The organism is Streptomyces sp. NPDC048442, from assembly GCF_040651475.1.
GTDB lineage: Bacteria > Actinomycetota > Actinomycetes > Streptomycetales > Streptomycetaceae > Streptomyces.
Genome location: NZ_JBEZKB010000002.1, coordinates 38,718 through 51,655, shown reverse-complemented (window position 1 = coordinate 51,655; position 12,938 = coordinate 38,718). Strand labels below are relative to the sequence as shown.

Genomic DNA, 12,938 nt, shown 5'->3' with positions numbered 1-12,938 from the left:
AGATCACCCGTTCGGGCGAACGACAGGACAAGGGCCGCCGTACGCGTGTCGGCTCATCCACACTGGTGCTCGCCAGGAAGGGAGCGCATCATGACGGTCATGGCAGAGCGCACGTCCGGCATGACGGTTGAGGAGTTCGAAGAGGTGGCCCGAGTGGCCGCCGCGGCTTCCGACGCCGTCAGGTTCGAGTTCATCGACGGACGGACCAGGGAAAAGAAAGTGCCGGACGGGGATCACAACGCAATCGTCGAATGGCTTCGGGCGATTTGTATGCAGCATCGGCCAGGGTGGGCCTTGTTCGGCTCCGACCAGGGACTCAAGGTGGAGGCCTATCGCAAGGGCCGGGCCAGGCCGGACGGAGTCCTTGCACCTCGGAAGACATTTGCGGGCCAGGGCGAGTGGGCGGATCCCGCAGGCGCCTTGATGGTGGTCGAGGTGACCTCGTACGACTCGGACACCGACCACCGGGACCGGGTGGAGAAACCGCCTGCCTATGCCGCTGCGGGCATTCCGGTGTACGTGCTCATCGACCGGGACAGCTGCGAGGTCACCGTGTTCAGCAAGCCCGACCAGGAACGCGGCAAGTACGCGGATGCCCACAGCGTGGCTTTCGGCGTGCGGATCACGATTCCGGAGCCCGTGGGCATCGAACTGGATACCGAGGAACTCAAGGATTACGTCCGCTGACCGTTCGCTTCCTTGCGATCATGCCCCCATGACCACTCACCACGACCGCGACTCCCTCCTCGCCGAAGCCGTCGCCCTGCGCACGGCGGACCGTACGGAGGAGGCCCGCCAGCGCCTGCTCGTGCTGGGGGAGCGCTTCCCCGAGGACGCGGAGATCGCCTACCAGACGGCGTGGGCGCACGATCGGCTCGGCCTGGAGGCGGAGGCGGTGCCCTTCTACGAGGCGGCACTGGCCGGAGAACTTTCGCCTGCCGACCGCCGGGGTGCACTACTGGGACTCGGCAGTACGTACCGGATCCTCGGCCGGTACGAGGAAGCGGTACGCACCCTGCGGTCCGGGACGGAAGAATTCCCCGCCGACGGCGCCCTGCGGACCTTCCTCGCGATGGCCCTCTACAACGTGGGCGAGGCCCACGAGGGGATGCAGCTCCTGCTCCACCTGCTCACGGAGAGCAGCGAGGACGCGGGGGTACGGCAGTACCGGGCAGCGATCAACCACTATGCGAAGGACCTCACAGAAACCGTGTGAGCCCGCCGCCCCTCCCCGCCCCTCCGCCTCAACCGCTCGCCGCGCCCCTGACGGGGTGCGTTCCTCAAGCGCCGGACGGCCCGAGCCGACGCGGCCCGTACACCGCTGTCCCGGCCCCGGTCCGCAGCGCCCAGTACCTGTCCCCGTACGACCAGTGCCACCACTCCGTCGGGTAGTTGACCAGCCCCGCGGCCGTCAGTGCCGCTCCCAGGACTGCCCGGTTCGCCCGGCCCTGCGGGCTGACTCCCGGCCCGTCGGTGTAGCAGGCTCCGGCGCTCTCCTCCGGGCTCGCGTTCATCGGTGTGCCCATGTCCAGTTCGCGGCCGTCCTCGTCCGCGAGCGTCAGGTCCACCGCTCCGCCCGCACTGTGCGGCGCGATCTCCGGCGGTGATACGTAGCGGCTCGCCGCACTGCGCAGCTCCGCCGCGCTCCAGCCGGGGTTCAGGTGCCGCAGCCGCGCCTCGTACTCCTCGAAGTACTCCCGCTGGAGCTCCAACGGCCGGTACCCCTCCACCATCGCGAGCCGCAGGCCGTCCGGCAGCAACTCCTGTGCGTGGAGCAGGCGTTGGACCACGCCCTCCCTCAGGTGTGCGTACGCCCCCGCCTCGTCGAGCCGCTCCTTGCCCGTCCGGATCCCACTCCTCCGTACGTCCACCAGCGGCTCGCCGCACTCCTCCACCGGTATGGCGGCAATCCTCGGGTCGGCCATCAGCACGATCTCAGCAGTCATCGGACGATGATCTCGTACGCCACTGCTGCCGGCCCTGACGTACGGGTACTGGAGCAGGCGGCGCGGCGAATGAGCCACCGCCCCGCCCTGCCCTGCCCCGCCCCGCTCCGGGCGCGGCCGCCCCTCAGGACCCTGCGGTCGGCACTTCCGGCTCCAGCGAGTTGCCCGCCGGGATGCGGCCGCAGTCCGACGGCGCCTTCTTGCCCGCGAACCGGTCGTTCAGCCAGCCCAGGGCGGTCGGCGCCCACGGCACGGCGGCCCCGACGTGGCTCAGCAGCTCGAACTGCTGGTACTTGATCGCCGCGTTGCCCTTGTCGCAGTACTGGCGTGCCAGCCCCCGCACGTCCCCGGCGACCATCACCCCGTCGCCTCGCCCGATGCCCGGGAGGTTGCTGAGGGTCCCCTCGAAGACGCCTCCGTTGCCCTGCGCGATGTACCCGGGGATCTGCGGGGTGGCGGCCGAACCGAGGTTGAGCTTGTTCACGGCCTCGACGAAGGGGGCCACCGAGTTCGGGTCCGCGTACTGCGGCTTGACCAGCTTCTTCCAGGTCAGCCCCGGGTACTGGCCCAGCGCGTTGGCGATCGACGCCTTCTGGAGCTTCTTGAAGACCTCGGCCCCGTAACTGTTCAGGTAGGGCGTGAAGTCGATGTCGTACGCGCGGGCGGCCCCGATGACGGCCATCGGTGCGACGCCCGCCCAGATCGAACTGCCGCTGATGTACTTGAGGTTGTGGGACGGGTTCACCAGCAGCCCGCCCTCGGCGTAGCCCACCAGTCTCTTGTTGACGTCCGGCGCGTAGCTCGGCGCGAGGACAGCGGCCCAGTGGGTGGCGATGGCCCCGCCGGAGTACCCGGCGAGCCCGAACCGGGTGGCGGAGTTCAGCCCGGTCTCCGGGGCCTTGCTCGCGGCCCGGATCGAGTCCAGCGTGTTCGTCCCGTACTCGGGCCCGGCCGCGAAGTTGGCGGTCTGCCCCTCGGTGTCCGGGACGACGACGTTGTAGCCCGCCAGCAGCAGGGGGGCCAGGAGGAGCGACTCGCCGTTGGCGATCGCGCCGCCGAGGGAGACGTCACCGGCGATCGCCCGCGAGGGCCCGTGCTCGGGATCGAGGGAATCGTAGAACGACTGGTACGACACGGCCTTGCTGCTGTCGCCGTTCGGACTGCGCACGACCGAGGTCACCCCGGCGGACGGGCGGCCCTGCGCGTCGACCGTGCGGAACAGCAGTTGGGTGGCCTTGACCGGCGTCGCGAGGCCGAGGACGTGGTAATTCAGCGTCCGTGTCTTCAGCACGTCGCCCGGCGCGTACGAGGCCAGGGGCTTGCTGCCGTCGTAGAGGTAGAACGAGTCCTTCGCCGCGACGGCCGACGAGGCCGAAGGGGTGACGGAAGGTGTGACGGAAGGAGCGGCCGAAGCCGTGGCCATGGGAACAGCCGTGACGGCCAGAACAGTGACGGCAGCAGTTGCCAACTTCCCCGATGCGATGCGGTGCATGGTTCCCTCGGATTCATGGGGGTGGGGGGTGTTACCTAGCGGTAACAGCGCCGAAAGTTACCAATTGGTAAGCGAGTTGACCAGAGTTCTCACAAGCGAGGGAGTGACAGGGCCGGAGTTCTGAGCGGATACGCCCACGATCGACCGCTCTTGATGGATCGCGACCGGGTGGCTGGGGCGCCCCTCACGTACGCGCATATGCCACTACGCTCCGTATCCACTGGCTCAGATCGCGAAGGAGGCGCATCATGACTCTGATGCAGGAACGACCGATCGTCACAGACGGCACCACCACCTCCCCCGGCTTCAAGGGACTGCTCGAAACCCTTGACGAGCTGCACGTGCCGGACGGCTTCAGCGCCGAAATCATCAGGGGGAGCATCGTCGTGTCACCGTGGTCAAAGGGCTACTACCTGGACGTCATGGATGTGATCTGTGATCAGCTCCGCAGCCATCTGCCGGAAGGGCACCGCATCAGTCAGGCTCCGGCGCTGTACACATTTCCCAGCGTCGAGCGTGCCTATGGCCCTGACATCCACGCAGCTCACCGGAGGGCGCGAGGTACCACCAGCAACTGTCTCGACGGCGAATCCCTCTCCTTCGTCGCCGAGCTGACCTCCCCCTCCACCCGGGAGAACGACTGCACCGACAAGGTGCGGGAGTACGGCAGGGCGGGCGTGCCGGTGTACCTCCTGCTCGACATGCAGGAAGAGCTGGCGACGGTCTTCTCCTCGCCGACCGTGCGGGGGTACGCCGCCACCATCACGGTCCCGTTCGGCGAGAAGGTGCGCCTCCCCGAGCCCTTCGACTGCGAGCTGGACACCGCCGGTTTCACCGCACCCGACGACGAAGAGTCCTGAGCGCGGAAATACGGAAACGAAAACGCCGAAGGGGCGTCCGGGGCAGCGATGCCCCGGACGCCCCTTCGGCTATGGGCGACCTGGCTCCTAGATGAAGGAGTTGATCTCGATCGTCTCGGTGCGGCCGGGGCCGACGCCGATGGCGGAGATCGGGGCGCCTGACATCTCTTCCAGGGCCTTCACGTACGCCTGCGCGTTCTTCGGCAGGTCGGCGAAGGTCTTGGCCTTGGTGATGTCCTCGGACCAGCCGGGGAGCTTCTCGTAGATCGGCTTCGCGTGGTGGAAGTCGGTCTGCGAGTACGGGAGCTCCTCGACGCGCTTGCCGTCGATCTCGTACGCGACGCAGACGGGGATCTCCTCCCAGCCGGTCAGCACGTCCAGCTTGGTGAGGAAGAAGTCCGTCAGGCCGTTCACGCGGGTCGCGTAGCGGGCGATCGGGGCGTCGAACCAGCCGCAGCGGCGGTCACGGCCGGTGGTGACACCGCGCTCGCCACCGATGCGGCGCAGCGCCTCGCCGTCCTCGTCGAACAGCTCGGTCGGGAACGGGCCCGCGCCGACACGGGTCGTGTAGGCCTTCAGGATGCCGATGACGCGGCTGATCTTCGTCGGGCCCACGCCCGCACCCGTGCAGGCGCCGCCCGCGGTCGGGTTCGAGGAGGTGACGAAGGGGTACGTGCCGTGGTCGACGTCGAGCAGGGTGCCCTGGCCGCCCTCGAAGAGGACCACCTTGTTGTCGTCCAGCGCCTTGTTGAGGACGAGGGTGGTGTCCGTGACGAAGGGCTTGATCTGCTCCGCGTACTGGAGCATCTCCTCGACGATCTTCCCGGCCTCGATGGCACGGCGGTTGTACAGCTTGGTGAGCAGCTGGTTCTTGGTCTCCAGCGCCGCTTCGACCTTCTGGATGAGGATCGACTCGTCGTAGAGGTCCTGAACGCGGATGCCGGTGCGGTTGATCTTGTCGGCGTAGGTCGGGCCGATGCCGCGACCGGTCGTACCGATCTTCCGCTTGCCGAGGAACCGTTCCGTCACCTTGTCGACGGTGACGTTGTACGGCGTGATCAGGTGCGCGTTTCCGCTGATCAGAAGCTTGGACGTGTCGACGCCGCGGTCGTTGAGACCACTCAGCTCGGAGAGCAGTACGGCGGGATCGACGACGACACCGTTTCCGATGACCGGCGTGCACTCAGGAGAGAGGATTCCGGAAGGGAGAAGATGCAGCGCGTACTTCTGGTCGCCTACGACGACCGTGTGGCCGGCGTTGTTGCCGCCCTGGTAGCGCACTACATAATCGACGGATCCACCGAGCAGGTCGGTGGCCTTTCCCTTGCCTTCGTCACCCCACTGAGCACCGAGCAGCACAAGTGCGGGCACAGGCGTACACCCCTTCCGGGCGGGGCATGTCCAAGGTCAGGGGCGTACGCGACGACATGCGCCGACGACTGTGTCGATGCGTGCCTCACGTGCCTTGACCGCTGAACCGCTGCCCCGGAATAGACGAAGCCCCTGGCGCAATAGCGCAAGGGGCTCTTGCACAAAGATGCTACCCGAGGAAGGACCGAGGTGTCGGATCCCGACCAGCTCATGGTGGTCATCGACCCGGTCGCCCGGCGCATGGACGGCGAGTCCGTGCGTATCGCGAAGGATGTGCTGTGTGCCGGGGCGCGCGCCAAAATTTGTCTTCCCGACAGTGCCGAGGAGTTCGCGCGGGCCCTTGCCCGCCGGGGCCGACGCAGGCCCGTGGTGATCGGCGACGACCTCGCGCTGGTACGTGCGGTGGGCCTGCTGCACCGTGAGCGGGAGCCGTCCCAGCGGGGCCCGCTGGCACTGATCCCGGTCGGGGCGGAGGTGTCTTTGGCCAGGTCACTGGGGGTGCCGGCGGGCACGGTCGCGGCGGCCCGCGCGGTTCTGGACGGAACGATCCGGCAGCTGGATCTGCTGGTCGACGACCGGGACGGGGTGGTGCTGGGCGAGGTCCTGGTCCCCGCCCCCGCACTCGCCCCGGCATCCGTCCCGGTGACCGCGCCCCCGCACACCGGGGGCGCGGGCCCTTCCGTGTGGTCGGCGTCGTGGTCGGCGTCCTGGTCCGCCTGCTGCTCGCTCGTACGGACGCTGGTACGCCCGCCCCCCGGACCCGCCCTGCGGACGTACCGGCTGCGGGTGGAGGCGGACGGCGTGCTGCTCAGCGATCTGGACGAGCCGGTGGAAGGAGTGTCGGTACGTTCCGGGGGCGGCGGATTCGCGGAGGTGGTGGTGGACCGGGCCGCGGCCGACGGCCCCCCGGTGACCGCCAGGGCCCGCACCGTCACGGTCTCCGGCCCCGACTTCCGCTACCGCGCGGACGCGACGGTCGGCGGCCCGGTACGGACCCGCACGTGGACGGTGCGGGAGGGGGCTTGGGGGCTGGTGGTGCCGGTGGGATGAGGGGACCCCGGCACGCTGGTGTTCGCCCGCGTCGGCGGCCCGTTCCTCGGCGGTCGCTACTTCCCGGTTTCCCCGGACTCCGCCGCCTGCCCGTCCCGGTGTGCCCGCCAGCGGTCCATCATCAGGGGGATCTCCTTCTGTACGAAGGCGAAGAAGTCCGCCGACTCCGCGATGCGGCGGCCCGCCGGGGTGTCGGGGCCGAGGCTTTCGGCGCCCTCCAGGAGGACGGCCTCCCAGCGGACCATGACCTGGTCGCGGCGGCCGAAGGTTTCGTACCAGAGTTCGTCGTGCAGGCGGTAGAGGTCGCGGCGGGTGCCGGGCTCGCGTTCTCGGCGGATCATGCTGACGTGCGTGAGGTAGCGGACCGCGCCGGATACGGCGGCGGGGCTGATCCGTAGCTGTTCGGCCAGTTCGGTGGAGCTGAGCGCGCCCTTGTCGGATGCCAGGAGGGCGGCGAAGACCCGGGAGGCCATTCGCTGCATGCCCGCCTCGGTCAGCTCCGAGGCGAAGCGCTCGACGAACCGGGAGACCACGGCCTCGCCGACGCCGTTCGTGTTGTTGGTTTTGGTGGCGTTCTCGCTGGTCACTGGTTCATCGTCTCCCCATGCTCGGCCGTGCACCGGAGTTTATACGCTTTCTTAACTTCACAACTTTGTGAAGTGAGCGTACTTTCAGAACCATGACCAAGGCAATCAGCGTGGCCGGACTGCACAAGTCGTTCGGCCGCACGCATGCACTGGACGGCCTCGACCTGGATGTCAGGTCCGGCGAGGTTCACGGCTTCCTCGGGCCCAACGGGTCCGGCAAGTCCACCACCGTCCGGGTCCTCCTCGGCCTGCTGCGCGCCGACTCCGGCGACGTACGCCTGCTGGAAGGGGACCCGTGGCAGGACGCGGTCGAGCTGCACCGGCGGATCGCGTACGTGCCGGGCGACGTGACCCTGTGGCGGAACCTCTCCGGGGGCGAGGTCATCGATCTGTACGGCAGGCTGCGGGGCGGCCTCGATCCGGCGCGGCGGGCGGAGCTCGTGGAGCGGTTCGAGCTGGACCCGACCAAGAAGGGACGCACGTACTCCAAGGGCAACCGGCAGAAGGTGGCACTCGTGGCGGCCTTCGCGGCCCGCGACGTCGACCTGCTGATCCTCGACGAGCCGACCAGCGGCCTCGACCCGCTGATGGAGTCGGTCTTCCAGCGGTGCGTGGAGGAGGCGCGCGACGCCGGGCGCACCGTACTGCTGTCCTCGCACATCCTCAGCGAGGTGGAGGCGCTCTGCGACCGGGTGAGCATCATCCGGCAGGGGCGGACGGTGGAGACCGGCTCGCTGGCCCAGCTGCGCCACCTCACCCGTACCTCGATCACGGCCGAGCTGGCGTCCGCGCCGAACGGGGTGGCCTCGCTGCCCGGCGTGCACGACGTTGACGTGCAGGGCAACCGGATCCGTCTCCAGGTCGACACCGACAAGCTGGACGCGGTGCTCGGCTCGCTCGTCGCGTCGGGGGTGCGCTCGCTCACGAGCACGCCGCCGACGCTGGAGGAGCTGTTCCTGCGGCACTACAGCGACGACCGCGAGGAGGAGGTGGCGGCGCGATGAGTGCGATTGCAGCCGGTTCGGCCGGTGGTCGTCAACTCACCGGTACCGGCGCCCTGTTGAGGCTGGCGGTGCGCCGGGATCGGGTGGTCATGCCGGTGTGGGTGCTGGCGCTGGGCCTGATGGTCAGCAGCGGTGCCAACACCATCAAGTCCCTGTACGACACCCCCGAGGAACGGGCGAACGCAGCCGTATCGATGGCCTCCAGCGGTTCGCTGCGCGCGCTGTACGGGCCGGTCTTCGACCCGTCGGTGGGCGGTCTTGTGGCCTGGCGGTTCGGGGTGTTCGCGGCGCTGCTCGCCGGGGCGATGAGCCTGGTCGTCGTCGTACGGCACACCCGGGAGGAAGAGGAGACCGGGCGGCAGGAGCTGATCTCGGCGGCGCGGGTCGGGCGGCACGCCTCCCTCACCGCGGCGCTGATCGCCGCGCTGATCGCCAACGCGGCGGTCGCGCTCCTCGTGACCGGCGCGCTCGCGTCGTCCACCGGGGACGCGGCGGGTGCGCTCGCGCTGGGGCTTGCGATCGCGGCGAGCGGGGCGTTCTTCGCGGGCACGGCGGCCGTCATGGCGCAGCTCACCGAGAGCGCCAGGCTGGCGAAGGGCCTGACGGCGGCGGTGCTCGGCACGGCCTTCGCACTGCGGGCAGCGGGCGACGCGGGCACCACCGACGCCTCGTCCGTCCTCAACTGGATCTCCCCGCTCGGCTGGGCGGAGAACGTCCGCCCGTACGCCGGCGAGCGCTGGTGGCTGCTCCTGATCCTGACCGGCGCCGCGCTCGCCCTGATGGCGGCGGCCCGCGTCCTCTCCGGGCGGCGCGACGTCGGGATGAGCTTCCTGGCCACCCGCCCGGGTCCCGCCGCCGGACGCCTCACCTCGGCTTACGGGCTCGCCTGGCGGCTCCAGCGCGGCAACGTGCTGGGCTGGACGCTCGGCTTCCTGGCGGCCGGGGTCCTCTTCGGCGGCATGACCGCCGGGGTGGGCGACCTGGTCGGCGGCAACGCGCAGACCAAGGAGATCTTCCAGCGGATGGGAGGTCAGCAGGGCCTGAGCGAGGCCTTCCTGGCGGCGATGGTCTCCATGCTGGGCATGGTCGCCGCCCTGTACGTCGTCTCCTCCGTCCTGCGTCTCCACGGCGAGGAAACCTCCCAGCGCGCCGAACCCGTCCTCGCGGGCGCGGTGGGCCGGCTCCGCTGGGCGGCCGGCCACCTGGTGATCGCCTTCGGCGGCACGGCCCTGCTGATGGTCGTCGGCGGCCTCGCCCTGGCCCTCGGCTACGGCCAGGACTTCGGCCCGGTGCTTGGCGCGGCCCTCGTCCAACTCCCCGCCATCTGGGTGCTGGGCGGTGTGACGGTCCTGCTGTACGGGGCCTTCCCCCGTGCGGCGGCGGCCAGTTGGGCGGTGGCCGGCCTGTGCCTGGCCCTCGGCTGGATCGGCCCCGCCCTGAACCTCCCGCACGCGGTCATGAACCTCTCGCCCTTCAGCCACTTGCCGAAGATGCCGGGGGCGGAGATGGCGTGGACACCGGTCCTGCTGCTGACGGCGATCGCGCTGGCGCTGGTGTGCGGGGGCCTGGCCGGCCTGCGCCGCAGGGACGTGGGCTGAGCTGGGCCCTTGGGCGGGCAGCGGGGCGGGTGGGGCACGGTGTGCCTACGCCCGCCCCGCCGCCCGCCCAGCCACACTCCGGCTCGGCAGGGGACCAGTTACCGAGCAGGTGAGGCTGCGGAAGGTCGCCGAGGAGGCGGGCGTCTCCAGGGGCCAGGTCCAGCACTGCTACTCCTCGATGCAGACCCTGGGCCGCGATGCCCTGGAACGGGCCGTCCAGGCCGTGAACGCGCGCATCGAAGCGGCCGTCGCGCTCAGTCAGCCGGGCGGCCTACCTCGACCTGAAGTTCGTACCTGCCGCCCCGCGTCTGGAGCTGTGCGTGGACGATGGCGGGATCGGTGTAGTCGTCCTTGAGGCGGACGGGCCACTCGCAGCCGTCCGGCGCGAACATGCACACGGGCGTCCTGTCGGGGTCCCCGATCCCTTCGACGCCGGGCATCACTCGCAGCCAGGTTTCCACCGCTTCCCGCTCCTTCTTGTTCGCGGTCAGGGGGTCGCCCTGCTGCTCGGGCCCTCCCTGGTAGACCACTGTCACCCGGTTGTTGTCGGCAGGGGTCTTGGACTTCACGGTGAAGCCCGACGGGCTGCCCATGTTTTCGGCTGCCCGCAGACGGTCCTGGTATTCGGCTGTTTCCCGCGCTGCGTACAGCGCGAACACGGTCGACACGACCGCAACGAGCAGCATTGTCGCGCCGATCCGCGCGGCCCGACGGGATATCCGGCGGCGCGGCACGGCGGGCGTCCCCGCAGGGGCCGTGGGCCACTGCGCCGAGCCCGAGGGGGGCGGGGCAGGGGTCGGGGCAGAGGGCTGGGTAGGGGGCTGCACCCGGGCCGTGGGTGAATACGCCGGACCTGCGGGGGACGCGGGGGACGCGGTAGGTGCGGGGGGCATGGGGGGTGCGGGGGAGATGGGAGGTGCGGGCCGCTGGTCCGTCAACTGGCCGAGCTGGGCTCGCAGTTCCTCCATGGTCGACCGCGCGGCCGGATCCTTGCGGAGCAGGCCCTCCAGCGCGGGGGCCAGCGGCCCGGCCCGTACGACGGGGGCGGGGGCCTCCGTCGCAACGGCGACCAGCACGGCACTCGGGGCCGAACCCGCGAACGGAGGGTGCCCCTCCACGGCGGTGTAGAGCGTGGCACCCAGCGACCAGAGGTCGGACTCGGCGGTGGCCGGAAGCCCCCGCACCTGCTCGGGTGCCATGAACGCGGGCGTCCCCATGATCATTCCGGTGGCCGTGAGGGTGGCGTCCCCTTCCAGGGCCGCGATCCCGAAGTCGGTCAGGACGGCCCGCCCGTCCTCAAGGAGGATGTTGGCGGGCTTGATGTCCCGATGGGTGATCCCCATCCGGTGCGCGGCGCTCAGCGCGGCGGCCACCTGCTGCCCGATGTCGGCGACGTGCTGCGGGGACAGCGGGCCCTGGTTTTGCAGCAGGTCGTCCAGGGACCCGCCGGTCACCCACTCCATGACGATCCAGGGCAGTCCGTCCGCACCGGCGATACGGTCGTGGACGGTCACGATCCCCGGATGCTTGAGCCGCGCGGCGGCCCGCGCCTCCCGGTCCAGCCGGGCGATCCAGTTGGCGCGTTCCGCGGACCCCAGATGCGCGGGGAGCCGCAACTCCTTCACGGCCACCTCCCGCCCCAGCTGCTCGTCGTGCGCGCGCCACACCGCACCCATGCCGCCCTGACCGAGCAGACCGGTCAACCGGTATCTGCCCGCGAGGAGTTGCCCGAGCCCCTGCCCATCCCCGTGCCCGTTCCCGTTCCCGTGCCCGTGATCGTCGTCCACGGACGGAATATAGCCGGGCCGGCCTTGCGGGGCGGCGTGGACCAGTGATGCCTCAGCGGCCGTCCAGCTCCACACCCGCAAGCTCACGCATGGCCCGCAGGAAGTCCGGAACACCGCTGATCTCGTGCAACTCCCGCTCGTACGCCTCGATCCGGCGCGCACAGCCCGAGGTCACATCGGCGATCCGGGGCCGGGGGTCCCGCGCTGCGAAGCCACGCTGACCGAGTCGTACGTTCCCAGGTCGGTCCCAAGCGTCAGGTCGACGAACACGCCCTCGCCACCCAGGACTTCAGCCAGTACCGGCCGTTCCTCCGGCGCGCGCAGCGCGGCCACGAGCTGCGCGAACCGCTCGGCTCCCGGGGCCACCGCGAAGACCGTGACCTCCGACGAGCTGTCGGACAGCACGGCACGCAGGGCACAAAGCCTTTGTCCCGCGCCCCGGCGGTCAGTTCCTCGGCCGGCTTCCTCCAAGTGGCAGTTGTTCACGGCCCATTCGGAGAACGGCGTCTCCTCTCCGGGCCACTCCCGGAAAAGTCCGCGCCAGTTCCGGGACACGGGCACATCGTCACCCGGGAGGTAGTGGAGGTAGTGGAGGTAGTGGAGGACGTGAAGGCCCGAGGCCTCGACGGCCTCGAATCGAATCGGATGCACGGCGCCAACCTAGCGCCGCGGCCAAGGCTTCGTGGCCCTCGTCCCTCCCGCACCGTACGTCGGGAGAGGAAGAGGCTGACCCGCCCCGGCAGTTGGCAGCCACCACCCTCGCGCACGCCGCCGGGCTGGTCGCCGACTACCTGCTGGCCGTCGGCCGCACCGTGGTCCTGCTGGAGGACTTCGGCCCCGGCCAGGTGCTCGCCGCGATCGAACGCGAACGCATCACCCACCTCTACCTGCTGCCGCCACGGCTGTACCGGCTCATGGACCACCCGGACGCGGACCGCACCGACACCTCCAGCCTGCGGGTGCACGCGGTCGTAGTCCGGGCCCCGGGGGCCGAGTGGACGCGGACTGCCTCCGAACCATGGTCCGCGAGCAGCGCGGCACGATGTACGAACCGACGCACCTCACCTTCGCCGGGCAACTGCCGCTGACCGCCGTGGGCAAACCGGACAAGAATCTGCTCCGGTCACGCGCCACCCAGGAACAGCCCGACGAGGCACGGCGCCCGACTTCGGGCAGCGACCGCCACCTGAACTGCCCCGCACCACCGGCTTCGGTCGGCCATTTGCAGCCAGGTCAGTGATGT

Annotated in this window: 13 protein-coding genes and 1 pseudogene; 7 read left to right on the top strand and 7 right to left on the bottom strand. The window is 70.1% G+C overall.

What is annotated here, in order from left to right; genetic code table 11:
* The first annotated feature begins 90 nt into the window (after positions 1 to 90).
* Entirely contained in the window at positions 91 to 687 is a 597-nt protein-coding gene (locus AB0D18_RS03945; RefSeq protein WP_362412333.1) for a Uma2 family endonuclease, read from the top strand.
* A gap of 28 nt (positions 688 to 715) precedes the next feature.
* Entirely contained in the window at positions 716 to 1,216 is a 501-nt protein-coding gene (locus AB0D18_RS03940) for a tetratricopeptide repeat protein (RefSeq protein WP_362412330.1), read from the top strand.
* Positions 1,217 to 1,280: 64 nt separating this feature from the next.
* Here the strand turns inward: AB0D18_RS03940 and AB0D18_RS03935 are convergent, their stop codons facing one another.
* Both AB0D18_RS03935 and AB0D18_RS03930 read right to left on the bottom strand, forming a co-directional pair.
* On the bottom strand, positions 1,281 to 1,946 hold the full coding sequence (locus AB0D18_RS03935) for a M15 family metallopeptidase (protein WP_362412327.1): 666 nt from the start codon (positions 1,944 to 1,946) through the stop codon (positions 1,281 to 1,283).
* Between the two features lie 124 nt (positions 1,947 to 2,070).
* Positions 2,071 to 3,438, bottom strand: a complete 1,368-nt coding sequence (locus AB0D18_RS03930) for a lipase family protein (protein ID WP_362412324.1) — start codon at positions 3,436 to 3,438, stop codon at positions 2,071 to 2,073.
* A 248-nt stretch (positions 3,439 to 3,686) separates the two neighbouring features.
* Between AB0D18_RS03930 and AB0D18_RS03925 the strand changes: the two genes are divergently transcribed.
* Entirely contained in the window at positions 3,687 to 4,298 is a 612-nt protein-coding gene (locus AB0D18_RS03925) for a Uma2 family endonuclease (protein WP_362412321.1), read from the top strand.
* An 87-nt stretch (positions 4,299 to 4,385) separates the two neighbouring features.
* Here the strand turns inward: AB0D18_RS03925 and AB0D18_RS03920 are convergent, their stop codons facing one another.
* Positions 4,386 to 5,669, bottom strand: a complete 1,284-nt coding sequence (locus AB0D18_RS03920; RefSeq protein WP_362412318.1) for an adenylosuccinate synthase — start codon at positions 5,667 to 5,669, stop codon at positions 4,386 to 4,388.
* A 210-nt stretch (positions 5,670 to 5,879) separates the two neighbouring features.
* Between AB0D18_RS03920 and AB0D18_RS03915 the strand changes: the two genes are divergently transcribed.
* Positions 5,880 to 6,719, top strand: coding sequence for a diacylglycerol kinase family protein (locus AB0D18_RS03915; protein ID WP_362413409.1), 840 nt, complete (start codon positions 5,880 to 5,882; stop codon positions 6,717 to 6,719).
* Between the two features lie 56 nt (positions 6,720 to 6,775).
* Here the strand turns inward: AB0D18_RS03915 and AB0D18_RS03910 are convergent, their stop codons facing one another.
* Complete coding sequence (locus tag AB0D18_RS03910; protein WP_362412315.1) at positions 6,776 to 7,306, bottom strand: MarR family transcriptional regulator; 531 nt, start codon at positions 7,304 to 7,306, stop codon at positions 6,776 to 6,778.
* A 92-nt stretch (positions 7,307 to 7,398) separates the two neighbouring features.
* On the opposite strand from AB0D18_RS03910, the gene AB0D18_RS03905 reads away from it, so the two are divergent.
* On the top strand, positions 7,399 to 8,310 hold the full coding sequence (locus AB0D18_RS03905) for an ABC transporter ATP-binding protein (RefSeq protein ID WP_362412312.1): 912 nt from the start codon (positions 7,399 to 7,401) through the stop codon (positions 8,308 to 8,310).
* The gene (locus tag AB0D18_RS03900) at positions 8,307 to 9,908 is read left to right on the top strand and encodes an ABC transporter permease (protein WP_362412309.1); all 1,602 of its coding nucleotides are present in this window, start codon (positions 8,307 to 8,309) and stop codon (positions 9,906 to 9,908) included. Before AB0D18_RS03905 ends, AB0D18_RS03900 begins: the two co-directional genes overlap by 4 nt.
* Positions 9,909 to 10,162: 254 nt before the next feature.
* On the opposite strand, the gene AB0D18_RS03895 is transcribed toward AB0D18_RS03900, so the two are convergent.
* The 3 genes from AB0D18_RS03895 to AB0D18_RS03885 are packed head-to-tail and all read right to left on the bottom strand — an operon-like array spanning position 10,163 to position 12,100.
* A complete protein-coding gene (locus AB0D18_RS03895; protein WP_362412306.1) occupies positions 10,163 to 11,695 on the bottom strand; it encodes a serine/threonine-protein kinase in 1,533 nt (510 codons plus the stop codon).
* Between the two features lie 52 nt (positions 11,696 to 11,747).
* Positions 11,748 to 11,870, bottom strand: a complete 123-nt coding sequence (locus AB0D18_RS03890) for a hypothetical protein (protein WP_362412303.1) — start codon at positions 11,868 to 11,870, stop codon at positions 11,748 to 11,750.
* Positions 11,867 to 12,100 (bottom strand): hypothetical protein, encoded by a 234-nt coding sequence (locus tag AB0D18_RS03885; RefSeq protein WP_362412300.1) that lies wholly within the window; start codon positions 12,098 to 12,100, stop codon positions 11,867 to 11,869. The genes AB0D18_RS03890 and AB0D18_RS03885 overlap by 4 nt, the downstream gene beginning before the upstream one ends.
* Positions 12,101 to 12,423: 323 nt before the next feature.
* Between AB0D18_RS03885 and AB0D18_RS03880 the strand changes: the two are divergent.
* A pseudogene (locus tag AB0D18_RS03880) lies at positions 12,424 to 12,651 on the top strand (fatty acid--CoA ligase); the annotation flags it as partial.
* Between the last annotated feature and the right edge of the window lie 287 nt (positions 12,652 to 12,938).